We start from the raw sequence: 255 nt of genomic DNA, 5'->3' as shown, positions 1-255 counted from the left end.
AGGAGACCGCGGAGCGGCGGGGGCGGTCGGTCCGGGGCCAGGGGCGTTGTTCGGTGAGGAGTTCCACGGCTCCGCTGGTCCAGTCGACGTGCGGGGTGGGCTCGTCGATGTGGAGGGTTCTGGGCAGGGTGCCGTGGCGCATGGCCATGACCATCTTGATGACGCTGGCGACGCCGGCGGCGGCCTGGGTGTGACCGATGTTCGACTTCAGCGAGCCGAGCCACAGGGGATTGTCCTGCTGGTGGGCCTGGCCGT

The 255-nt window shown here is 70.2% G+C and carries 1 pseudogene; it reads right to left on the bottom strand.

From position 1 onward, the window contains the following. Positions 1–255, bottom strand: a pseudogene (locus tag AADR41_RS42740) (polyketide synthase); the annotation flags it as partial.

The organism is Streptomyces sp. CLV115 (genome assembly GCF_038448545.1).
GTDB classification, from domain to species: domain Bacteria; phylum Actinomycetota; class Actinomycetes; order Streptomycetales; family Streptomycetaceae; genus Streptomyces; species Streptomyces sanglieri.
This window is presented reverse-complemented; position numbering and strand designations above follow the sequence as displayed.